Genomic DNA, 23,776 nt, shown 5'->3' on the forward strand with positions numbered 1-23,776 from the left:
AGATGTGGGGGTCACTTCGTCGCAGTTTCTGGAGTTATCCACAGGTGGGTGATTGGTGCGGCTCGATACAGTGAGGATGGTGGTGTTCTGGCGCTCGGAGGCCGGTTCGTGGACACAGCTTTTCCTCAATGGAGTAGCCTCCCCACGGATTCATCCGCCATCTGCATACGCGGGGAACGTCATGTACGTGAGCAACGCTGCGAGGGGTTTCAGCATTCTTTCATCTCCCCGGCTTCGTCTGAGACGACCCACTGACCGTTGGGGTGGCGATACATCGTATAGGTGCCGTAGATCATTTCTGGCCAGACTTGTCCTTCCTCCAGCTGTGGAGGTTGTTTGCTGGAGTACTCCAGGAGACGTAACGCTGTGAGGTCTTTGCAGACGGTGATCACAGCCGTCGTACCTCCTGAATCATCGGTGACAGGATCCGTGATTTTCACGTCGCGATAGGTGACATGGCCCGTTTGAATCCAGCCTCTGTCGCGCATTTCGCCTATGGCATTTAGCACGTCAATCTGAGCCTGGCCTGTGGCGGTGTTCGACAAGGGGGTGACATCGATTTGGTGAGGGTTCTTTGCCGTGATGTAGAACTGGTTCTCGTATTCTTCCCAGCCTTTTCTGATGGCTTGGATTTCTTTGCTCTCACCTGGTTCTGGTGGTGGGAAGGATTCGTGGGCAGTGGGGGAAGGGGACGGTGTCGGTGATGGGGTTGGGCTGGGGGTGGGGACGCGTCGGATGGATGTGGGTGCTGCGGGTGTTGGCTGTTCTTGCGCCTGGGGTTGTGCGGGTTGGCAGGCGGTGACCGTCGCAAGTAGCAGTGTGGTGGCGATGGTGTAGCCAAGACGTCGTTGTTTGACCATGATTGTTCCTCCAGGGCTTTGAGTGAACCAGATGTGGGGGTCACTTCGTCGCAGTTTCTGGAGTTATCCACAGGTGGGTGATTGATCGTGCGTTGACCAGCCCCGACCGCGCGGAGCGAACGCAAGCTTCAGTGGCAGATCGTGGTCCATGTTTGGGCGCAAATCTGCCACTGAAGGTGATGACTTCGACACGCCACCTGCGGTGGCGGCTCAATCATCGAGCTTGGTGACGGAGCCGCCACCGAGACGCCGTGACCAAAACTGCAAAACTCGCCATCAGTCACACCTCTGCACGCTCAGCCAAGCGTGAGGCACGCAGCTGATGGCGAGTTTTGCAGTTTTGATGCGGCGCACATGGTTTCGACTCGCGACTTCGTCGCGGCTCAACCATCGAGGGAGTGGGCGGAGCGCGGCTCACCCATCGGGTTGGTGCGCCCCCGACAGCCGGACGCCCCTCAGCGCTGCCGGGTGAGTTTCCGGCCCTTCAGCACCAGCACCTCGTCGGCCTCGGCGGCGAGCTGCTTGGAGTGAGTGACGACGATCACGCACTTGCCGGCGCGGGCGGCGTCGCGAAGAATCCCGACGACCTCCTCCGCGGTGGTCTCGTCGAGGTTGCCGGTGGGTTCGTCGGCGAGAATCACCGGCGCCTTCGACACCAGCGCCCGCCCGATCGCCACACGCTGCTGCTGACCGCCAGAGAGCTGCAGCACGCCTCGCTTCGCCTGCTCCTGGCTGAGCCCCAGCTCCTCCAGCTGTTGCACAGATGCCCGGCGGTCAACCAAGCGCAGGTTCTCAAGCGGCGTCAGATACTCGATGAGGTTGTAGTTCTGAAACACGAGCGAGATCTGGCTGCGTCGGTGCTTCGAGTACCCCGTCTCGGCGATGTCCTTGCCCTCGAACAGCACGGCACCCTTGGTCGGCGTATCGAGGCCCGCGAGCAGGCTCAACAGCGTCGATTTGCCCGCGCCTGACGAGCCCACAATGGCCGTGAATGTGCCCCGCTCGAAGCTGTGCGACACATCGGTCAGCACTTTGCCGTTGTTGCCCGGGTAGGTGTAATTGACCTTGTCAAGTTGCAATACGCTCATGGATAGCTCCTAGTTCATGGAAGAAAGAATGGATTTTGGGGATCGGCGCAGCACGGGGGCGAGCGCCACCGCGAGCGCCGCCGTGACGACGAGCATGCCCACGTCGAGCGCCGCTAACACGCTCAGCACGCTGCCCGACGCCGGGGAGAGTGCGCTGAGGGCAGGGTCGCCCGACGACGCCAGCACCCGCGACGCCAACGCGCCACCCAGCAGTTGGCCGAGCACGAGCGCCAGCACCGACGACGCGGCAGCCAGCAGCGCCACCTCAAGGCAAAATTGCCCGGCGATGGTGGATTTCGGGTTGCCGATCGCGAGCAGCACCCCGATCTCCCGGATACGTCCGCGCACCCAGAACACCAACACCAGCCCGAGCACGACGACGCTCACCCCACACGCGACGAGCAGCAACAGCCCAAGCACCTTCTCCACTGCTTCGATGGAGGTGAGCACCGACTGGAACTGTGCCCGATTGTCTTCGATGGTGAGCCCCGGCGCGCCCTGCCGCGCCTGGTTGAGCACGTCGCTCAGCCCCGACGCCGCCTTCGCCTCGAATCGCGCGACGGTGAGGGCCTCGTCGCCGGTGAGCTTGCGCAGCTCGGCGAGTGTGAGGAACACCTTGTTCTCCGACGCCCCCGAGGGCAACCCCGTCGGGTTTTCTGCCTTGCCGTCGAAGATTCCCGCGACGGGAACCGTCACCGTCCTGCCGTCGAGCGTGAGCGTCAGGGGCGAGCCCATGCGCAGATGATTCTGCTCAGCGAAGGCACGGTGGATGAGCGCTCCCGGCTGGCCGCCGTCGAGGTGCCGCCCCTCGGCCAGGGTGAACAGCCGGCCTTGGAATGCGGGGTAGAGCGACGAGTCGGTGGTGCCCGTGAGCCCCACGTCGCCGGCGAACTCGGGGTCGAGCTGCACGGCCCCGGCGGCCTGCACGGGCGTGGCCTTGTCGGGGCGCGCTAGGGCATCGGCCTCGAACGCGTGCTTGCGAAGGCCAGGCAGTGCGGCCAGGCGCTGCGCGTCGTCCTCGGGCAGCTGGCCGGAGGGTGCCGTCGCGGTGAACCCTGCGCCGACGCTCGCATCGATCGCGCTGCGCAACTGGCTCATCGTGGTGCGCACTCCAGACTGCGCCACCAAAGCGGTGAACACCAACGTCATGATCGCCAGCAGCACCAGGCTGCGGGCGGGGCGACGCACCGTCGCAATCCAGGCCCGACGTGGGGCCGAGATGCCGCTCACGAGATGTCCACCAGCAGTGCGCGCGGGGGACGTCGCAGCATCGGCACCGACGCCAGTAGCGCGCACAGCACGAGCACCGCGAGGCTCATCGCGCCCACGCCGAGCAGCAGATCAGGGCTCACCTGCACGTTGAGGGCGTCGAGGGTCTGGACGGCGGTGGACGACTCCATATCCGCACCCGCCTGCTGGCCTGGCGCGAAGCCCTGCTCCGCCGACGCGTTCACCGAACTCAGCACCGACGAGCCCACTCCCTGCGCCACCGTGCGGGCCAGGAAGAACGACGCCACCATGGCCGGGACCGCAATGAACACCAGCTCGGTGAGGTACTGCGCCACCACGCCTGCCTTCGGCGTGCCGACCGCGAACAGCACACCCGTCTCCTTCTTTCGCTCGTTCAGCCACAGGCACAGCACCAGCAACAGGAGCGCACCGGCCAGCACGAACGTCGCGACGGTGGTGCCGCCCATCACGCCCCGCACGCCGTCGACGGCGCCGGTGATGCCGGCGAGATACTGCGTCGTGGGCGCGAGTTGGTAGTTTCGCCAATCGATGTCGAGCTTGCTGGCGGCTTCCGCGACGCGCTCAAGCTCGTCGGGGTGTTCGACGAAGAAGTTGGCGTCCTGGTAGATCTCGGAGCTCTTGTCCCACCCGTAGAGTGTCCGGGTGGTGTCCAGGTCGGTGAACAAGGTGTTGGCGAACAGCTCGCTGCGCTGCGCGGCCGGGCGGGTGTTCTTCCCCGCGACGAGGCCGACGATCTCCGCGTCGACCTGCGCGGTGGACTTCTTTTGGTTGTCGACGTCGTAGGGGTTGGCCTTGAGCGTGATCGTGTCGCCCACCTTGAGGCCGTTGGCCTTCGCGAGCTCCTCATGGATGACCGCCTTGTTGTGGTCATCGGGCTGCAGGTGGCGCCCACTGACGAGTTTGAGGGCTCCGCTGCGGAAGTTGTTGTCCAGCTCCGTGGTGTTGACGCCCCAGACATTGGCTGCGTTGCCGAACTGTTTCTCCTTCTCAGCGTCGTATTCCTGCTGCGGAAGCTTCTGCACCGTGGCGTTCACGAGGTCTGCTGTGACGTTTTGGCGTGCCACGTAGGATTTCACCCCATCGAGCGCGGCGATGTTCTTGATGTCACCCCCTTGCACCGTGCCGGCACCACGCGGGGTGCCCATATTGAATTGTGGGTTGTTCTGGATGACGAAGCCGGCTCCGGTGCGCTTGGCGACGTCGTCGCTGACTCGGTCGGCTGAGCGGCTGATCGCACTCGTCGTGAACAGTGCCGTCATCATCGCCACGAGAATGCCGAACACAATGAGCGACTTCACCCATTTCCGGCACACATACCGCCAAGCTCGTCCTACAAATGACAAGGAAGTGTCCTTTCTGAAGTTCCACGCTCGATAACGAACGTGCTGCAGAAAGGGTTCCCGTCGGTAAACGGGCGTGCGCGGTATCAGGCGACGGGGAGGTGCTTCTCCCAGAACGCCATCACGGCCTCGAAGCGCTGCCGACGATGCCACGGCGTGCCCGAGCGCGTGAGCTCGTGGTTCTCTCCGGGGAACACCAGCATCTCCGCGTCCACCCCTGCCTGCTTCAGCAGCGCGTGGTACTGCAGACCCTGGTGGAGCGGGCAGCGCAGGTCGTCCTCGGAGTGGATCACGAGCGTCGGCGTGCGCACCTCAGATGCGTACGTCATGGGCGACTGGCGGTCGGCCTCCGCCTTGTCGTAGCTCGTGTATTCCTGCGGGAAGAACCAGCCGATGTCACTGGAGCCGACGAAGCTCTGCACATCGAGGAAACCCCGATCGACGATCGCGCCGCGGAAGCGGTGATCGTGGCCGATGATCCACGCCGTGAGATAGCCGCCGTAGGAACCGCCCATGATGCCGAGGCGCTCGCCGTCGAGGGCGTCGTCGCCAGCCAGGCAGTGTTCGAGGAAGGCGAGCACGTCGGCGGCGTCGAGGTTTCCCATGTCGCCCTTGATGGCTCGGCCGTGCTCGGTGCCGAAGCCCCACGACCCGCGCGGATTGCACATGACAACGGCGTATCCGGCCTCGACGGCCACCTGGGCCTCGTCGAAGAAGGAGCGCGTGTACCCGTGGTACGGGCCGCCGTGGATCATGAGCAGCACCGGGTGCGGGCCTCTGCCCGTGGGTTTGAGCAGCCATCCTTCGACGGGGTACCCGTCGGGTGCCTGCGCGGTGACCGCGTGCGGGAGAGTGGCGTCGGCCAGTGCCGCGCCGAAGTTGGTGAGCACCTGCCAGCGGCCGTCGCGCAGCACGGCCAGCTCGCCGGTGCTCGTGGCGCTGGTGACCGTCGCGACGATCACCCCGCCCGCGGCGGCGAGCGCCTGGACGTCCCACGTCGGGTCTTCGATGAACTGGTGATCGCCGTCGCTGACGATCACCGCGCGCTCAGTGCCGCGGTAGACCTCCGGCACGACGACGCGCCCGTCCCCGAGCGATACGAGCGGGCCGCCCACGGTGATGTCGACGACTTGGCGCGGCGCGTCGCCCGCGAGCCACACGGTGCCGTGGTGGCCGACGAAGTCGACGCCTTCGCCCACCGATCCGGCGACGAAGAAGAGGCGGCCGCCGGAGCGACGGGGCCCGCGCGCGCTCAGGCTCAGCCCAGCGGTGAGCGATTCTGGTTTCGCGCCCTCGCGCAGGCGCCAGAGCTCGCACTCGAGGGTGTCGTCGCCCTTGCGGTTGGCGCTGGCGAGCACCGAGCCGTCGGCGTCGAAGATGGGCGATGCCCAGTCGATGTCGTCGTCGGTGAGGCGCGTGGTCTCGGGGAACGGGGCGGGCACGTCGACGTCGTGCAACTTGCCCTGGCCAGTTGGTTCGAAGATGGGTTCGGCGGCGGGGTCGGGCACGTCGACGACGAACACCTGTGCGGGGCGGTCGCGGAACCAGCCGACGCCGTTGTGCCTGGTCTGGAAATCGCTGAATGCGCGCGGCGATTCGTGCGCGGCGTCGATGTCGTCGACGGTTCCGTAACGGCCGTCTTCCGGCACCCTCGCGATGAACACGATGCGGCGGGAATCGTCGGAGAACTCGAACGCGCCGACGCCCAGCTTCTGGTCGGTTATCTGCATGGGTTCGCCGCCGTCGGCAGGGGCGATGAACAGCTGTCCGGGCTTGCCAGGCTGCGAACGCACGAACGCCAGCAGGGTGCCGTCGGGGGAGAACCTAGGCGCGGTGTCACGGAATCCGCGGGTGATGCGACGCGGGCGGCCGCCGTCGAGGGGGACTCGCCACAGCTGACCTACCTCGGCGTCGACGGCGAAACTCGGGTGGGAAACTGCGACGACGGCGAAGGCGCCGTCGGGGTGGAGCGTAGGGGCGGAGAGAGAAACGAGGTCTTCGAGTTGCTCTGGGCGCATACCGCCATGCTAGGGCAGGGCGAGTGCACGCGCCGCCGCTCAGGAGAGCAGCAGCATGGTCGCCAACGACACGCCGCCGGCGCCGAGGATGAGCACGAGATCGTGCGGATGCCAGCGGCGCTGCACAACCCACAACAGCACGACCCCGGCGATTGAAACCCACGCCGTTCCTGCACCGGAGACGCCAGCGTGGTGTGCGATGTCGACGCTCGCGTTCAGCATGGAGGTCATGGTCATGAGCAGCAGGCCGCAGATCACCGGCAACACCACGGGGCCGAGCAGGCGCACGAAGGGGGAATTCGACGCCTTCTCGTACACCGCGAGAAATGCCAGCGCCAGCGCGGAACATGAACATACGGAGACGAGGAACCCCAAGGTCGCGATCAGCACTCCCATGCCGACGCCGCCGTGGGAGTACCCGAATCCGTAACCGACGGCGCTCGCCAGCTTGATGAGCACCGGCCCTGGCAGCGCGTTGGCCACCGGAACCATCTGCCCGTAGAACTCCGAGGCGGGCACGATGCCGCTTGAGACGAAGAAACCGTCCGCGACACCGATATATGCAGCGCCGCCGCCGAAGGATGAGAGCGTCGAGAGGCCGACCAACGACACCACATGTCCCGCACCGACGAGGAACGCCACCCCGAGCGCCACGAGGGCGACGAGGGCTAGCATCCCGGCTGCGCGCAGCGTGTGGCTGGTGGACGAGGGCGGGGGCTCGGCAGGCGCGGAGGGCGACTGACCCCGTCGGAAGAAACTGAGCACGGCAACACCAACGAGGGCGAGCAGGATCACCTGCACTGCGCTCAGCTGGGGGAGCGAGGACGTCCAGCCCGTGCCCAGCAGATTCCCAGCCGCACGCACGGCCTGGTTGCCACCGACGGTGGCGAACGTCAGCAGCGCCAGTATCACCGTCGCCAGCGGATGGTAGGTGCGCAACACCTTGCCGATGTAGTGAATGAGCAGCACCGTGATAAACGCGGAGATACCCAGCGCGGCGAACTCGATGACGCGGATCGCCGACGCGCCGAGCGCGGTAAACAGCATGAGGAGCAGCACCGTCCCGAGCGTCCCGGGGAGCGCGACGGCGAGCGCGGCCGCTGTCGGGGCCCATGTGGGGCGGACGTGGGTGCCAACCATCGCCGACATCTTCACCGGCTGCGCGCCGGGCGTGACGTTAGCGATGATGGTGTGCGCGGTGAATGCGTCGTCGGTGGCGAGCTTGTGGCGTTGCACGAACTCCCGCCCCATGATGGGGATGAGCGCCGCGCCGCCGCCGAACCCGAGGGCGCCGACAGTGAGCGTCGCAGAGAGTAGCTTCCGCACCGACATTGCATCGTTCCTTTCCTCGGCCAGTGTAGGGGCCGGTTTCGATACGCGGGCTTCGCCCGCTACTCAACCATCAGATTGTCTTCACCGAGCGTCGAGTAGGCGACGTAGTCGTCGTATAGAGACGCGCGATTGGCTGAGGAAACTGCAAAACTCGCCATCAGCTGTGTGCCTCACACTCGGGTGAGCGGGGAGGGCTGCGACTGTTGGCGAGTTTTGCAGTTTCTGGGCTGGATGGTTTCGACTCGCCACCTGTGGTGGCGGCTCAACCGTCGGGGGCGGGGATGGTTTCGATACGCGCCCTCCGGGCGCTACTCAACCATCGATGCCGCAAACTGCGACTGGTACAGGTCGAAGTAGTGCCCGCGGCGTTCGAGGAGCTCGTCGTGCGAACCCTGCTCGACGATGCGCCCGTTCTCCATGACGAGGATCACATCCGCGTCGCGGATGGTGGACAGCCGGTGCGCGATCACGAACGACGTCCGCCCGGTGCGCAGCGAGTTCATCGCCTGCTGGAGGAGCAGCTCGGTGCGGGTGTCGACGGAGCTCGTCGCCTCGTCGAGGATGAGCAACGACGGTTCCGACAAGAACGCCCGCGCGATGGTGATGAGCTGTTTCTCACCGGCCGAGACGTTGTTGCCCTCCTCGTCGATCACGGTGTCGTAGCCGTCGGGCAGAGAGTGCACGAAGCGGTCGACGAACGTAGCCTTCGCGGCCTCGACGATGTCCTCCTCCGTGGCGCCAACGCGGCCGTAGGCGATGTTCTCGCGGATCGTGCCGCCGAACAGCCACGCGTCCTGCAGCACCATGCCCACCTGGCGCCGCACCTCCTGGCGGGGCACCTGCGAGATGTCGACGCCGTCGAGCGTGATGCGCCCGGCGTTCAGGTCGTAGAAGCGCATGATGAGGTTCACCAGCGTGGTCTTGCCCGCGCCGGTGGGGCCGACGATCGCGATGGTCTGGCCCGGTTCGACGGCGAGGTTCAGGTCTTCAATGAGGCGCTGATCAGGCTTGTAGGAGAAGTCGACGCCTTCGAACTCGACGCGCCCCCGCACCGTCTCAGGCAGCGAACCAGTAGGCTCAGCGCTCATCTCGTCGGCGTCGAGGAGCTCGAACACCCGCTCGGCCGAAGCGACGCCCGACTGCAGCAGGTTCGCCATCGACGCCACCTGCGTGAGCGGCTGCGTGAACTGGCGCGAGTACTGGATGAACGCCTGCACGTCGCCGATGTTCATGGTGCCCGACGCCACCCGCAGCCCGCCGAGTACGGCGATGATCACGTAGTTCAGGTTCCCGACGAGGAACATGATGGGCATGATGAGCCCGGAGACGAACTGCGAACCGAAGCTCGCCTGGTACAGGCGCTCGTTGCGCTTCGCGAACTCCTCTTCAACCTCCCGCTTGCGCCCGAACACCTTCACCAGCGCATGCCCGGTGTAGGCCTCCTCGATGTGCGCATTGAGGGTTCCGGTGGCAGCCCACGTCTCCTTGAACAGCTTCTGCGAGCGCTTGCCGATCACCCCGACGACCACCATGCCCACCGGCACGGCAAGCAGGGCGACGAGGGCCAGCGTCGGTGAGATCCAGAACATCATCGCCAGCACTCCGACGACGGTGAACAGCGAGCTCATCAGCTGATGCAGCGTCTGTTGGAAGGTCTGCGACACGTTGTCGATGTCGTTGGTAACACGGCTGAGCAGCTCGCCGCGCGGTTGCGCGTCGAAGTAGCTGAGCGGCAGGCGGTCGATCTTCGCCGCCACCTTCTCCCGCATCCGGTAGACGGTGCGCTGGATGGCGCCGTTGAGGACCCACCCCTGCACCAGCTGAAACGCGAACGCCACCAGGTACAGCCCCAGCACGAGCAGCAAAATCGAACCGATGGCCCCGAAATCGATGCCCTGGCCGGGCGTGAAGTCGAGGTTGCGCAGCATCTCGGCCATCTTGGGGTTTTGTTTCGTGGCCTCGGCGATGGCCTGGGCTTTCGTGATACTCGACGGCATCCCACCGCCGACGATGCCTGCCAGCAGCTTGTCTGTGGCTTGGCCCAGAATCTTCGGGCCGAGCACGTTTAACCCCACGCCCACCGCGCAGAGCACGATGGCCAGCACCATCTTGATGCGTTCTGGCCGCATTTCCCCGACGAGGCGCTTGCCGCTGACGGAGAAGTTCGCGGCCTTCTCCCCGGTGCCACCCCCGTGCGGACCCCCGTTCGTCGTGTTCGGGGCATCCTTGGGGCGTTCGTTCGCGACGACCTTCTTACTCATGCTGCCTCCTCGGCGCTGAGCTGCGATTCGACGATCTCCCGGTACGTTTCGCTGTTGGCCAGCAGTTCGTCGTGGGTTCCTCGGCCGACGATCTCGCCCTCGTCGAGGACGATGATCTGGTGGGCGTGCTGGATGGTGGACACACGCTGGGCGACGACGATCACCGTCGCGTCGCGTGTGGTAGGGGCGAGCGCGGCGCGGAGCCGGGCGTCGGTGGCCACGTCGAGGGCGGAGAATGAGTCGTCGAAGACGTAGATGCTGGGCTGTTTCACCAGCGCGCGGGCGATGGCGAGGCGCTGCCGCTGCCCACCCGAGACGTTGGTGCCACCCTGCGCGATCTCGGATTCGAGCCCGCCATCCTTGGCCTCGACGAAGTCCCTCGCCTGGGCGATCTCCAGCGCCCGCCACATGTCGTCCTCCGACGCATCCGGCTGACCGTATCGGAGGTTGCTGGCCACGGTGCCGCTGAACAGGTACGGTCGCTGCGGCACGAGCCCGATGCGCGCCCAGAGGTCTTCGTCGTGGTAGTCGCGGACGTCCACACCGTCGACGAGCACCCGCCCGCCGGTCACGTCGAACAGGCGGGGGATGAGGTTCACGAGGGTGGATTTGCCCGACCCGGTGGAGCCGATGATAGCGGTGGTCTGGCCCGGTTCGGCAGTGAACGTGAGGTGCTTCAGCACGGGTGCGTCGGCGCCGGGGTAGGCGAAGCTGACATCGTCGAAGTGCACGACGCCGCGCTCGGTGGGCGCCTGGGCGGGGTGCTCCGGCTCCTCGACGGACGACTCGGTGCGCAGCACCTCCATGATGCGGTCGGCGCACACACCCGCGCGGGGCGCGAGCACCAGCAGCATCGTCGTCATCATCACAGAAATGAGGATCTGCATGAGGTAGGAAATGAACGCGGTGAGCTGGCCGATCTGAAGGTCCCCGGAGCTGATGCGGTGCGCACCAAACCACATCACGCCCACCGTCGAGAGGTTCATCACCACGCCCACGAACGGGAACATGAACACCATCAGGCGCCCGACGTGCAGCGTCGTGGTGGTGAGGTCGTCGTTGGCGCCGTCGAAGCGTCGAGACTCGCGCTCTTCGCGCACGAAGGCCCGCACCACGCGCACGCCGGTGATCTGCTCGCGCAGGATGCGGTTGAGGTTGTCAATGCGCTCTTGCATGCGCTTGAACAGCGGGCCCATGAACGTGATGAGCACGACGATGCCCGAGCCCAAGATGACGACCGCCACCAGGATGATCCAGGTCAGCCCGAAGTCTTCGCGCACTGCCATGATGACGCCGCCCGCCATCATGATGGGTGCGCTGATGAGCATCACGCAGGTCATGTGCACGAGCATCTGCACCTGCTGCACGTCGTTGGTGGACCGGGTGATGAGGCTGGGGGCGCCGAACTTGTCGAGCTCCTTCGTAGAGAAGCCGAGCGCGCGGTCGAACACTGCGGCCCGCACGTCGCGCCCGAACCCCATCGACGTGCGCGACGCGGCCCACGCGGCGCCAATCTGCGCGGCGGCTTGAATGGCTGACAGCGCCAGCATCACGCCGCCCGTGCGCCAGATGTAACCGGTGTCGCCCACGACGACGCCCTCGTCGATGATGCGCGCGTTCAGCGTCGGCAGGTACAGGTTCATGGCGGTGGCGATCACCTGGAGCCCGACGACGAGCGCCAGCAGCCCCCAGTACGGGCGGATGTAGACGTTGATGAGACGTCCGAGGTGTTTGATCATGCGGGTTTCCTCACTCCGTGCACGATGGTGCCGACGAGCACCTCGCGGCTGAGGGGGTCGGGGCCGGCGGCGTGGCGTCGGCGCTCGCCTACGGCCAGGGCCAACACAAGTTGGGCGCACTCAGACGGCGCGACGGTGAGTTCGTCGGCGTGGGTTGCCAAGCGTTCCGTCAACAGTGCCGCGAGCTGGGCGTCGCGCTCCTGGAGGAGGTCGCGCGCGCAGCGTGCATTCGCGTCGTGGCTAGGGCTGTTGTGCCCGATCAGGAAGGCCGAGCGCACCACGTCGAAGTAACGGCTGGCGGCCTCGAACGCGCCTTCGACATCCCCGGCGAGCGTGCCAGGGAACGTGGTGTCGGCGACGATGGCGTCGAGGCGTTCGGGGGAGAGCGACGCAGTCACCGTCGCCTCGATCACTTCCTGCAGCGAGTCGAAGGCACGGAAGATGGTGCCTTCCGCGACGCCAGCTGCCTCGGCGATCTGTTTCGTCGTGAGTTGCTGGCCATACAGCTCCAGCAGCGGGGCAGTAGCTTCGACGATGCTCGCGCGGCGTTCGTCGCGGGTCATCCTTGGGGCTCGTGTCACAACCCATCATCATAGTGAGCGCTCACTCACATGCCAAGTGTGGGCCTATCCCTGCAATAGCAAGCGGCGTGGCGAGCCTGAGCCCTTTGGGCGCACCGAGGGCATTGAGTCGCGGATCACCCCCGAAGTGGGGGCGCCGGAACTTCAGGCTCTGACTGGCTTATTCCACAGCGATGTTCGCCGTGAGCGCCTGCACGTTCGCTGCGGCTGTTTCCTTGTCTTCCGGGCGTCCAGGAATGCCTGGCCGCAGCTGCCAGGGGCGTGGTCCGTCACTGCGACGGTACTCGACGCCCAACGCGTCCAAGCGCTCCAGATGGTGGGTAAGGCGTGCTTCGAAATCGTCGAGGTCCCTGAGGTCCGGGGCCCACAGCGCTTCCGCCAGCGCGCACAAGCGGGGGAAGACCTGGTAGTCGATGCTGCGCGGGGAGTCCGTGTGCTCGGTCCACATGTTGCCCTGCCCGCCGAGCACATGGCGCGCTTCTTCGTCGCTGATGCCGGGTGGCACGGGGCTGAACCCGTACACGTCGGCGACGGTGGTGACGGTCGCCACGGGGATCGGTTCCCTGGGGTCGTCCGACTGACGGTAGTCGAGGTAGACGGTGTCCTCGGGGCAGGCGATGACGTCGTTGCCCGCGCGGGCAGCGGCGATCGCGCCAGCCCACCCGCGCCACGAGAGCACCGTCGCATCCTTGGCGAGCCCTCCCTCCAAGATCTCGTCCCAGCCGAGCAGTTTCCGGCCATGCGAGGCGAGGTGTTCACTGATTCGCGAAATGAACCAACTCTGCAGCGCGTGCTCGTCGGCGACGCCGAGCTCCTGCATACGTTCCTGGGTGCGAGGGTCGGCTTCCCACTGCTCCTTCGGGCACTCGTCGCCGCCGACGTGGATGTACTCAGACGGGAACAGCTCCACCACTTCGTCGAACACGTTGCAGAGGAACTCGATTGTGCTTTCCTCCACGTTGAAGACGTTGACGTTGATGCCCCAATTGGTCCACGGCTCGAGTGGTTCATCGACCACGCCGAGTTCGGGGTAGGCGGCGATCGCCGCTTGGGCGTGACCTGGGAGCTCGATCTCCGGAACGACGGTGATTCCTCGCGCTGCGGCGTAGGCGACGATCTCACGGATGTCGTCTTGTGTATAGAAGCCGCCATGCGGGCGGCCGTCGTGGCTCGCGTTCTCCCCCGCCCCAACCTGAGACTCTCGCCGCCAACTGCCTACCTCGGTGAGGCGTGGGTAGCGGAGAATCTCGATCCGCCATCCCTGATCGTCCGTGAGGTGAAGGTGCAACACGTTGAGGCGATGGATGGCCAAGAGGTCGATGAATCGCAGCACCTCCCTGACCGGAAGGAAATGACGAACGACGTCGAGTAGCGCGCCTCGCCACGGGTACTTTGGTTCGTCTTCGATCGTGACGGCGGGGATGGCCCAACGGGTGTTCCGCAGCGGTGCCTTGCGGTAGATGTTAGGGGGGAGAAGCTGTAGTAGTGTCTGGACGGCCCATGTGGCCCCAACCTCGGTCGCTGCCGCGATGTGTACTCGTTCGGGGGTCACTTCGACGCGGTAGCCCTCACGCGGGAGGGAATCGTCGACACGCAGCTGGATCTGCCCATCATCACCAAACCCAACCGGCAGTTGCGTGGCCTGCACCAGACTCGCCTGCAGCAGCCGAGCCGCGGAGGAGAGTGCATCACTCGTGGCGATGCGTGTTGTTGCAGACAACCTGAATTCGCCAGATCCCTTCTCGAGGTGGCGTACACGAGGAACGACGGATGTCATGAGCCCTCCTGGGAAGTGCGCGAGGTAACAGTTGGATAACTACCAGTAGACCCTACTTGACATTTGTTTGCAAGACTCATTTACTAATAATTGTCCTAGGCAACGACGCCCACATCGGTGTGACGCTTCGCCTCGGGCTTCGCATCCCGCGAAACTCATATCCGCAAGAATGTCTTCTCAACGAAGGAGAGAAACGTGGCTATCAAGAAAACTGCTCTCGGCGCGGTCGGGTTGGCTGCCACCCTCCTGTTCACCGCATGCTCGGGTGGGGGAGGAACCGAAGCTAAGCCTTCGGCCGACACCAATGGCGAAGGTAAAACCATCACCGTGTGGGTGATGGAGGGCGACTACACCGATGAAACCCTCGGTGAGATCAACAAGCGCTTCACCGAAGAAACCAAGGCCAAGGTCGATCTCCAGGTGCAGACCTGGGACGGCATTAACACTAAGATCTCGACGTCGCTCGCCACGGATACCCCGCCTGACGTGCTCGACATCGGTAACACGCAGGTCGCTTCCTACGCGGCCAACGGCGGACTCCTCGACCTGACGGAGAGCAAGGACGATCTCGCGCAAGGTCAGACTTGGCTGGACGGTCTCGTCGATCCTGCCACCATCGACGGCAAGCTGTACGCGGTTCCCGGCTTCGCCGGTGCGCGTGCGGTGATCTACAACAAGAAGATGTGGGAGGAGGCCGGCGTCACCGAGGTGCCCACCACGTACGATGAACTCACTGCGGCACTGGACAAGGTGAAGGAAGCCAATAAGTCCACTCCAGACTTCTCCGCGTTCTACCTGCCCGGTCAGTACTGGTTCGCTGGCCTGCAGTTCTTGTGGGATGCCGGCGGCGAGATCGCAACTCAGGAAGGCGACACCTGGAAGTCGGGCTTCGGCAGCGAGGCAGGGTTGAAGGGCCTCGAAGACTTCAAGGCCTTCCAGAACGCCTACTCGTCCCCTGCTTCTCAGACTCTGAACACGCTGGACCCTGACCACAACCAGATCTTCGCGGACGGCAAGACTTCTGCGATTCTCAACACCAACTCGGCGGGCATCCTCAGGCTGAACCCTGAGCTCAAGGAAGAGGATCTCGGCACCTTCCCGATGCCTGGCAAGTCGGGTAAGACCCAGCCGGTGATGCTTGGTGGGTCGAACTGGGCGATCCCTGCCAAGTCGAAGAATGCTGGCCTGGCTCTCCAGTGGGTCAAGATCGCAGCCAGCCCTGAAGTGCAGTCGGACTTCGTCTACGGAGTAGACGGCTGGATTCCGAACAGCAAGGAGGGCGTTGAGAAGGCTGATTCGACGCTGAGCGAAGTCAAGCGTGGATTCTTCGCTGCGGCACTCAACTCGAAGGCCACCCCTCCGAACCCGAACTGGACCACCATCGAGAGCAATAAGGAGCTCGAGACCATGTTCCAGGCCATTGCTTCTGGTTCGAAGGACGTCAAGGGCGCGGCTGAAGCGTTCGACGCCGCCGCCGACAAGACGCTCAACGAACAGTGATCATGCCGGTGGGCGCCGACAACATTGGTAGTCGGCGCCCACCCTCAACCCGACTCGAAAGGCGAGCTTCATGGCCGCTTTGTCCAGAACCGCATCAACGCTGAATGTGACCCGGCCGCGCAAATCAGGCTCCCCGCATGAACGGCCGTGGCTGGCACCCCTGCTGCTGCTTTCACCCGCAGGGATCGTGCTCATTTTCGTCACGCTCGCGCCCATCGTGTTCCTGGTGGGTCTGTCCACCACCGACTACAACCAACGCAGTCTCTTTACCGGCACCTACAACAACGTCGGGTTTGAGCAGTACGCCAAACTGCTGAGCGAGGGCGAATTCTGGCTTGCGCTTCTGCGCACAGTGATCTTCACCGCGAGCCTCGTGATAGGCAGCGTTGTGATCGGTGCGTTCATGTCACATCTCATGACGCGACTCACGTCGGTGATGCGATACGTCGTCACCGTCTCGTTGATTCTCGCCTGGGCAATGCCCAACGTGGCGTCATCGTTGATCTGGAAGTGGCTATTCCAGCCGCAATACGGTGTGGTGAACTGGATCCTCACGCAAACCGGGCTGTTTGGTGATCTCACTAGCAAGAACTGGGCAGCCGACCCGGTGCTGGCGTGGGTGTGCATTTGGCTGCTGGTGGTGTGGCAGGCGGTGCCTTTTATCGCGTTGACGCTCTACGCTGCGGAGACGCAAGTGCCGCTTGACCGAAAAGAAGCAGCACGCATCGATGGCGCGAGCGAATTTGCTGTCTATCGCATGGTGGTACTTCCGGCCATGAAGCCGACTTTCATGCTGGTGACCATGCTTTCCATCATCTGGGACTTCAACGTGTTCAACCAGATCTGGCTGGTGTCTGCCGGTGGTCCCGATGGTGCGACGAGCACCCTGGGCGTGTTCACCTACATCACCGCGTTCTCTGGCAACGTGCAGCTGGGGGCTGGCTCGGCCATCGCCGTCGCTTCCACGTTGATCCTGCTGGTACTCAGCGCCTTGTACATCCGCGACCTCATTCGTTCTGGAGAGGACCTCTGACCGTGACTACGACGACACAAGACGCACCACGCGGCGGCGCACTTCCTCCGCAGTCTGACACACTGACTGCTACGCAGAAGCGGCAGCTAAGGGCGAGGCGCCTCCGCAAGTTTCCTTGGGTCAGTACGCTCATCGCCATCATCTTCTGCATCGTCTGGGTCTTCCCGGTGTATTGGATGATCAATACGGCGTTTAAACCACAGTCCGAGATGCTTTCGTCGACGCCTCGCTTCCTCCCCAGCGAACCCACGCTTGAGAATTTCGTTCGGGCTGTGACGCAGGCCGGGTTCGTCCAGAACCTACGTAACTCTGTCATCGTCGTTGCGGGGGCAGTGGTGTTCTCTATCGTCTTGGGGCTTTTTGCTGCAGCCGCGCTCTCCCGATTCCGGTTTCGCGCACGCCGTCCGGTGTTGATTCTGCTGCTTGTTGTGCAGATGTTGCCGGGAGCTGCGCTGCTCATTCCGCAGTTCCTGATCTTCAACGAACTCAACTTGTTGGGAACGTACTGGGGCTTGATTTTCGCCTATGTAGCCGGCGTGCTCCCATTCTCAATTTGGGTTATGCGGGGGTTTTTCCTTGCGATTCCTATTGAGCTCGATGAAGCAGCGCGCGTCGACGGAGCATCGACCTGGAAGGTGCTTACCCGAATTCTGTTCCCACTGGTGATGCCAGGCATCATTGCGAGCAGTGTGTTTGCCTTCATTGCAGCGTGGAATGACTACATCGTCGCCTACACTTTCATGAAGGATCAGTCTCAATACACATTGCCCGTGTGGTTGGCATCGTTCACGACGGCATCCGGTGGGCAAATTGGCACAGACTACGGCGGTCAGATGGCGGGAGCAACCCTCTTCTCCTTGCCTGTCGTCGTGTTCTTCATGATTATTCAGCGCAACCTTGTTTCTGGTATGTCCGCCGGAGCAGTCAAGGGTTAGATGGTACATCCTCGAAGAAGAGAGAGTAAGAATGGATAATTTGCTTGGCGCACCCACGCGCGAACCTGGTCAAGCACGACGTCTATCGCGGCTGCGAGGGCTTGTAGCAGCATCCGTTGCAGCCGCATTGGCGGTGTGCGGCAGCATCAGCACCGCTCAAGCAACGACATGTGAACCAACGCCTGCAACCAACGGGTGGTATACGGGCTCTGACGACACAGTCGACTTCAAACGGTCAGCCGAACTTGCGTATGAGTTCCTCGACGAACGTGTAGACACGTACGGCACGGGATCTGAGATGCGTCTTGCCCGCAGCTACCAGGGCGGCTTCTTCGACACTCTTCCAGGCGGATTCGTGTCGTCGTTCCTGTACGATGATGCGCTCATCATCATGGCATACCTCGCCCGAGGCCTTCCTCAAGACATTGAGCGAGCGTCAGCCCTTGGTGACGCGCTTGTCCACGTCCAAAACGAAGACCCGTACGCTGACGGACGCACGAGGTCTTCGTATCAGCCGGACAGCCTCCAGGCTGGCGTCGTTGAGATCGGATCATCTGCGTCGTTCACCGGCAACCAAGCCTGGGTGGGCATGGCGCTGACGCATCTGTACAAGGCCACTGGCGAGCAGAAGTACTTGGATGCGGCGCTCCGCTCGGCCAAATGGATCGAGAAGAACGCAGCCGATCGTGAACGCGCGCCTCATGGCTACACGGGCGGTCAGAATGCCGACGCCGTGTCCTTCACCTTCAAAGCCACGGAACACAACATCGACGTCGCCGCCTTCTTTGGGCAACTCGCCGAAGCCACCGGCGACGCCAAGTGGGAAGAGCGGGCTGCCACCGCTTCTGACTTCATGAAGGCCATGGTGTCTGAACACGGGCATCTGTGGACTGGGACGAACCCCGACGGCGTCTCCACGAACTACTACCCTGTTCCGGAAGATCCGCAGAGCTGGAGCTACCTCACCGCACTCGATGACGGGTACCTCCCGGCACTGCAATGGACGGTAGACAACCTGCACGCTCAAGACGGCACCTACGAGGGCCCGGCGTTCAGTAACGCCGATGTCTCCAAGGTCTGGTTCGAAGGATCGGGACAGTTGGCGCTGGCGCTTCGCCACGCTGATCGTGATCGTGAGTACACGGAATCGATCCTCCGCAGCGTAGAACGAGCTCAGCGTGAGGCCCCTAACGGCGATGGGAAGGGCATCGTTGCTGCGTCCAGCGACGGGCTCGATACTGGGTTTGGGGATCTCTACTACGCGAGCCTTCACACGGGCGCTACTGCGTGGTACCTCCTAGCACTCACGGGATACAACCCCTTCCAGCTGACGCAGAGCCACCCGGCTGACGCTGCGCCGTCGGAGCCAGGCACATGCGACAACGGTGAGAGCGGCGACGGCGGTTCGGAACAAGGCCCTGGAACGTCCGATGGGGACGGTTCGGAGTCGACAACACCGGAGGATGGCCACCCCGGAACAACAGACGCAGGATCGAATCCGACGGGCAAGACGCCAGGTCCGGACAAGAAGGAGCCTGAGCAGAAAGTCGGGGGCGGTTCGCGCGGCCCCGGCCTTCCTGCCAGCGGAGTTTGACATCCTGTTGCCCCTGGGCAGGCAGCTGCCCGCAGTACCGCACCAGGCGGTGCTGCGTGGCAGCCGCAGGGTGTGTGCTGCCCGCATGATTGAACCATGAATTGCAGCCAACTGATTTCTCGCAGCATTCAGCACGGCGAGTATCAGTTCGCCCAAGACAACTATGTGGAGAGTGCATGAACCAGCTTCGGGTCACGGAGAAAGCGTCGCCGACGGACAGTAGGCAGAACAATCGCGCGTTACTGCTTCAGCATCTCTTTCACGACGGCGAGATGAGCAGGGCTGACCTCTCTCGGGTATCCGGTCTGACGAGGATGTCCGTGTCAGACCTTGTCGCCGAGCTGGATTCCGAGGGTCTGCTGCTCGACCTCGGTACTCGTGCCCGGTCAACGGTAGGGAAACCCCCCACCCTGATCGCGCTCGACGACAATGCTCGGCACGTCATCTCACTCAATCTCTCGGACGATCACCGAGTAACCGGGGCGCTACTGAACCTTCGGGGCGAAATTCTCGAGCGTCACGAGGCGGCGCTCCGGGGCCAGATGGGTGAAGATGCAGCCAACGTCGCGCTTGGCGTGGCGAGGGACCTGAAGCAAGCGTCCAAGGTTCCTGTGCTCGGCGTCGGGATCGGGTCTCCGGGCGTGGTCAACCGCGACGGTGTCATCCTTGAAGCGCCGAACCTGGGATGGGTGAATCAAGCTCTCGCTGAGCCCTTCTCTCATTCGCTCGGCGTGCCCACGCACGTCGCCAATGACGCCAATGCTGCCACGCTGGCCATTCATACGTTCCATGAGGGCGGCGGCAAGAACATGATGCTCGTGCTCATCGGTAAGGGAGTTGGTGCTGGGCTGATCATCGACGGAGCCCTCGTGCAGGGCGACGCGTTCACCGCGGGTGAGATTGGACACGTCGTGATGGATGAGGAAGGAGCACTGTGCAGCTGCGGCCGTCGTGGCTGTTTGGAAACGCTGCTGAGTGTCTCGAACTTGGGTAAGCAGCTGAGTGCAGCCAATGTGGAACAGCAGCAACGCTTGCTGCGCAAAGCCGGACGCTCTCTTGGCGCAGCGCTCACCCCCATCATCGCCGCGCTAGGCATCAGTGCAGTCACCCTCGCAGGCCCAGCCGAGTTCATGGCAGACGCCTTGCGCGAGGAGATGCGATCAACGGTCGAGCGGCGCACATTGCCTGCGGTCACTGGGCAGCTCCAGGTGGACTTGGCCACAAACCCTGGCGATCTGGTTCTGCAAGGCGCTGCCGCGCTGGTGCTCAGCAATGAACTCGGCATCTCCTGAAGCGCTGTACTCGAAGGAAGTGACAGGTGCGTATCGGTATTGACATCGGTGGGACCAGCATTGAGGCGGTGGCAGTCGACGACGATCTGTCCATTATTCGCCGCACACGTAGCGCCACGACGAAGGGAAACGCGAACGTCGTAGATGGTGTCAACAACACCGTGAAGGAGCTGCTCCAAGCTCTGCAAGGCGATGAAGTTCACGTTCACCGCATGGGCATTGGTATTCCAGGCGTTATTGACCGCGTCGATGGCCGCGTGAGGCATGCGGTCAATCTAGGAGTGGAGGATCTCGCCTTGGGGCAGATCATGGCCACGGAGTTTGATGTCGATGTGGTTATCGATAACGACGTGAATGCCGCAGCGTTCGGTGCCACTCATCTACTTGGTCTTGGGCAATCCACCGCCTATCTCAACCTCGGTACGGGCATGGCGGCAGGAATTGTGGTCAACGGCGCTATCTGGCGTGGCGCTAGGGGTGGTGCTGGAGAGGTTGGTCACATCCCCCTCAATGCCGACGGCCCCGTGTGCGCCTGTGGCCAGCGCGGCTGCCACGAGACCTATGCGTCAGGCTCGGCGCTTACGCGCCTGTGGCCTACGACGCAGCCGTATCCCGCTCTTGACCTCTTCAAGTGCGCGGATGCTGGTGACGAACGTGCCTTGGTGGTGAGAACCAACTTCGTCGAAGCTGTTGCGAGCGCCGTGCGGATGTTGATCCTTACGGCAGACGTGGAGTCGGTGGTAATCGGGGGCGGCCTGAGCAACCTCGGGGAGCGCCTCCAACAACCACTGCTGGAAGTATTTCAGCGGTGGTCTACGCAGTCAGCATTCCTACAATCGCTTGCGCTGGACTCTCGTACATTGCTCCTCCCGAGTGGACTGCCTGCGGCAGCGGTTGGTGCGGCTCTCCTTACGAGGGAGCCAATGTAGGGGATCTCGGCACGAATTCCGGTGACGCCCAGCACTTGTATCTTGATCCAAGTGGGCGCTGCGGAATCTCGTACAGCAAACGATTACACTTACACTCGGGTTGAAGCGGCAGAACGTAGCAAAATCATCCCGAGGCATGCGCTCTACCGCCTGTTGGCTAGGCTGGATGTCGACATACGTACATTTCGACAGATGGGTGGTGAAACGATGAAGGACGGAATCGTCGGGGGTGTTTCCAGGAGTGCCGATCCGAAGTCGATTCGTTTCTGGAATGAGCAGCTCGTCCTCGACGTGATGCGCAACCAGGACGAACCGCTACGGATCGCGGAACTGGCTGAGCTGACGGGGCTGACGCCTGCGTCGTTGGGGCATCTCTTGCGGGGGCTCGAGGCCAAGGGCTGGGTGGCAGCAGCAGGCAGCCAGGAACGTCGTCGAGGCAGGCCCCCGCAGCTGTTTTCGCTCGTGCGCCCCCAAGGTTGCGTGCTCGGCATCGATTTCGACGCGCACACGTCGCGCATTGTGAGCATCGACATGCTCGGCACCGAGCTGGGGCGCGCTGAGATTCCCGTGGATGAGCACGTCGACGATGACTACCGAGCAATCAGCCGCCGTCTCCTCGACGAAGTGCTGCGGGAGGGGAACGGGCCCGTCTGGGCGGTGGGTGTTTCTCTCGACGACGACCAGCACCGTACGCCTGGAAGCGATGCCGCGTCGAAGGTAGACGAACAGATCAGCGCAGTGCGTGATGAACTCCGCGCTCGGGGCTCACATGACGACATCATCGAGGTGTGTGACGGTCACGCTGCGGCGTTTGCGGCACAGCGGGTAGATATGGAATCCCGTGGCCACGCCATGCTGTATGTGCACTTCGACCGCACGCCGAAGCTCTGCGCCGTGACGGAGCACGGCGTCTACGTGGGTGCTCGCGGACGAGCCGGACACGTATATGAGCGGGGTATCCCGTCGGCTACCTATAGCCTGGGCAAGCCCCAACTCCCGGTTGAGCAGGCCGATAATCAGGCCTCTGTATTGATCGAGCAGGCCGTTGCCGGAGATGGTGATGCGCTATCGGCGGTGCAGGCCTATCTCGCAGAGGCGGCGCCGAAGATCGGGTGCGCGGCTGCATTGATGGACCCAGCGGTCGTGGTGGTGGGCGGCGCGCTCTCGCCGCTGCGCGACACGGTGCTGCCTGTGGTGAAGGAAGCCGTCGAGCAAGAGACTGGGCACCCGGCCAACGTCGTCGACTCTGGGACCGACGAGTTTGGCGTCGCTGCGGGCTCTGCGTTCATGGCGTGGCAGAAGATATTCAATCTGCTGATCTCGCCCGATGCGGGCGCGCAGGAGTTCTCGGCAGAGCAGGTGCACAAGCTCTGGGCGGAGCAGGCCGGATAGGGCTGCCGCCCAGCAGCGGCGCCCGGGTAGGTCAGTACTGGCGCGGGTGCTGCACCGTTTGCGGGTCGAGGTGCACGTCGCAGCCGGCCCAAAACTGGAAGCCACGCAAGATCAGCGTGCCGTTTGAGCCATCGCCCATGGCTGCCTTATCGACGTCGTTGCCGGCCATGATGGCCACGCACTCGTCGACGACGCGCACGCCCGGCGGAATGTAGATGTCGTGGCCGCCCATGATCGCGGACACATCGAGCGTCACGACGGCGCCTGGCCCCATGCAGTCGCGCAGATAAATATCGTCCCCGCCCCAAAACGCAAAGGTGCGCATCCCGGGTGATCCGGGTTCCAGCACGATATCGCGGCCGCTCAGCAGCGCTAGGTGAAACGGGCGGTCCTCCCCGACGCGCGTCGGCACGTGGCTGCCCCCCGCTCCGACGGCAGGAGCGCTGGCGGGCGCACCGTCGGCCTGCGCGATGAGCGCTCTACCCTCGGGTAGGTCGTCAATGAGGTCGTCCAGCTCGACGCGGTACTTCGCCTCCAGCGCTCGTTCCTGCCGCTCTTCAAACTCGGCCAGATCGAGCCTTCCCGCGGCGTGCGCTTCCTGCAGCACGTTGAGCGCGGCGTCGCGGTCGGCGTCGCCGATACGGATGCGACGAGCCGGGTGATTCTCGGACATGTCGCAAGCGTATCGAATGCGACTGCTCAAGGGCGGCCGAGCTGGGAAACCAGCCGGCGCTCCGAAGGCTTCGCACCAATTTCCGGAGGGCCTTCGCGTGAACCGATGTGCCGCTAGTCTACAACGTAAACGATTTCAGCTCGCGACGCTGCGAGCTGCCGAACGGATGAGGTAACGATGC

18 protein-coding genes are annotated in these 23,776 nt (G+C 63.7%); 7 read left to right on the forward strand and 11 right to left on the reverse strand.

The window, feature by feature from the left end; translation table 11 throughout:
* Positions 1–209: 209 nt before the first annotated feature.
* The 10 genes from Q0X68_RS04265 to Q0X68_RS04310 all read right to left on the reverse strand — a co-directional run bounded on the left by Q0X68_RS04265 (position 210) and on the right by Q0X68_RS04310 (position 14,247).
* Complete coding sequence (locus tag Q0X68_RS04265) at positions 210–860, reverse strand: hypothetical protein (protein ID WP_297748045.1); 651 nt, start codon at positions 858–860, stop codon at positions 210–212.
* Positions 861–1,315: 455 nt separating this feature from the next.
* Positions 1,316–1,948, reverse strand: a complete 633-nt coding sequence (locus Q0X68_RS04270) for an ABC transporter ATP-binding protein (protein ID WP_297748048.1) — start codon at positions 1,946–1,948, stop codon at positions 1,316–1,318.
* Between the two features lie 9 nt (positions 1,949–1,957).
* Positions 1,958–3,178, reverse strand: coding sequence for an ABC transporter permease (locus Q0X68_RS04275; protein WP_297748051.1), 1,221 nt, complete (start codon positions 3,176–3,178; stop codon positions 1,958–1,960).
* On the reverse strand, positions 3,175–4,497 hold the full coding sequence (locus tag Q0X68_RS04280; RefSeq protein ID WP_297748054.1) for an ABC transporter permease: 1,323 nt from the start codon (positions 4,495–4,497) through the stop codon (positions 3,175–3,177). The genes Q0X68_RS04275 and Q0X68_RS04280 overlap by 4 nt, the downstream gene beginning before the upstream one ends.
* Positions 4,498–4,625: 128 nt before the next feature.
* Complete coding sequence (locus Q0X68_RS04285) at positions 4,626–6,557, reverse strand: S9 family peptidase (RefSeq protein ID WP_297748057.1); 1,932 nt, start codon at positions 6,555–6,557, stop codon at positions 4,626–4,628.
* A gap of 39 nt (positions 6,558–6,596) precedes the next feature.
* The gene (locus Q0X68_RS04290; protein WP_297748060.1) at positions 6,597–7,889 is read right to left on the reverse strand and encodes a chromate transporter; all 1,293 of its coding nucleotides are present in this window, start codon (positions 7,887–7,889) and stop codon (positions 6,597–6,599) included.
* Positions 7,890–8,197: 308 nt separating this feature from the next.
* Positions 8,198–10,150, reverse strand: coding sequence for an ABC transporter ATP-binding protein (locus Q0X68_RS04295; protein ID WP_297748063.1), 1,953 nt, complete (start codon positions 10,148–10,150; stop codon positions 8,198–8,200).
* Complete coding sequence (locus Q0X68_RS04300) at positions 10,147–11,889, reverse strand: ABC transporter ATP-binding protein (RefSeq protein WP_297748065.1); 1,743 nt, start codon at positions 11,887–11,889, stop codon at positions 10,147–10,149. The genes Q0X68_RS04295 and Q0X68_RS04300 overlap by 4 nt, the downstream gene beginning before the upstream one ends.
* Positions 11,886–12,452 (reverse strand): TetR/AcrR family transcriptional regulator, encoded by a 567-nt coding sequence (locus Q0X68_RS04305; protein WP_297748068.1) that lies wholly within the window; start codon positions 12,450–12,452, stop codon positions 11,886–11,888. Before Q0X68_RS04305 ends, Q0X68_RS04300 begins: the two co-directional genes overlap by 4 nt.
* A 178-nt stretch (positions 12,453–12,630) precedes the next feature.
* The gene (locus tag Q0X68_RS04310; RefSeq protein ID WP_297748071.1) at positions 12,631–14,247 is read right to left on the reverse strand and encodes a beta-N-acetylhexosaminidase; all 1,617 of its coding nucleotides are present in this window, start codon (positions 14,245–14,247) and stop codon (positions 12,631–12,633) included.
* Positions 14,248–14,442: 195 nt separating this feature from the next.
* Here Q0X68_RS04310 and Q0X68_RS04315 point away from each other — a divergent pair, with 195 nt between their 5' ends.
* The 7 genes from Q0X68_RS04315 to Q0X68_RS04345 all read left to right on the forward strand — a co-directional run bounded on the left by Q0X68_RS04315 (position 14,443) and on the right by Q0X68_RS04345 (position 22,922).
* Complete coding sequence (locus tag Q0X68_RS04315; protein ID WP_297748074.1) at positions 14,443–15,747, forward strand: sugar ABC transporter substrate-binding protein; 1,305 nt, start codon at positions 14,443–14,445, stop codon at positions 15,745–15,747.
* A 70-nt stretch (positions 15,748–15,817) separates the two neighbouring features.
* The gene (locus Q0X68_RS04320; protein WP_297748077.1) at positions 15,818–16,780 is read left to right on the forward strand and encodes a carbohydrate ABC transporter permease; all 963 of its coding nucleotides are present in this window, start codon (positions 15,818–15,820) and stop codon (positions 16,778–16,780) included.
* A 2-nt stretch (positions 16,781–16,782) separates the two neighbouring features.
* A complete protein-coding gene (locus Q0X68_RS04325; RefSeq protein ID WP_297748080.1) occupies positions 16,783–17,715 on the forward strand; it encodes a carbohydrate ABC transporter permease in 933 nt (310 codons plus the stop codon).
* Positions 17,716–18,013: 298 nt separating this feature from the next.
* Positions 18,014–19,309 carry a hypothetical protein gene (locus Q0X68_RS04330; RefSeq protein ID WP_297748082.1) on the forward strand — a complete coding sequence of 432 codons (1,296 nt, stop codon included), beginning with the start codon at positions 18,014–18,016 and terminating at the stop codon, positions 19,307–19,309.
* 176 nt (positions 19,310–19,485) lie between these two features.
* Positions 19,486–20,601 carry an ROK family protein gene (locus Q0X68_RS04335; protein ID WP_297748084.1) on the forward strand — a complete coding sequence of 372 codons (1,116 nt, stop codon included), beginning with the start codon at positions 19,486–19,488 and terminating at the stop codon, positions 20,599–20,601.
* Positions 20,602–20,627: 26 nt separating this feature from the next.
* Entirely contained in the window at positions 20,628–21,530 is a 903-nt protein-coding gene (locus Q0X68_RS04340) for an ROK family protein (RefSeq protein ID WP_297748087.1), read from the forward strand.
* Positions 21,531–21,722: 192 nt separating this feature from the next.
* Entirely contained in the window at positions 21,723–22,922 is a 1,200-nt protein-coding gene (locus Q0X68_RS04345) for a helix-turn-helix domain-containing protein (protein WP_297748090.1), read from the forward strand.
* A 31-nt stretch (positions 22,923–22,953) separates the two neighbouring features.
* Here the strand turns inward: Q0X68_RS04345 and Q0X68_RS04350 are convergent, their stop codons facing one another.
* Positions 22,954–23,595: a DUF1707 domain-containing protein gene (locus Q0X68_RS04350; protein WP_297748094.1), complete on the reverse strand. Its 642-nt coding sequence runs from the start codon at positions 23,593–23,595 to the stop codon at positions 22,954–22,956.
* Positions 23,596–23,776: the final 181 nt, after the last annotated feature.

It is taken from the genome of uncultured Tessaracoccus sp., from assembly GCF_947286155.1.
Lineage (GTDB): Bacteria > Actinomycetota > Actinomycetes > Propionibacteriales > Propionibacteriaceae > Arachnia.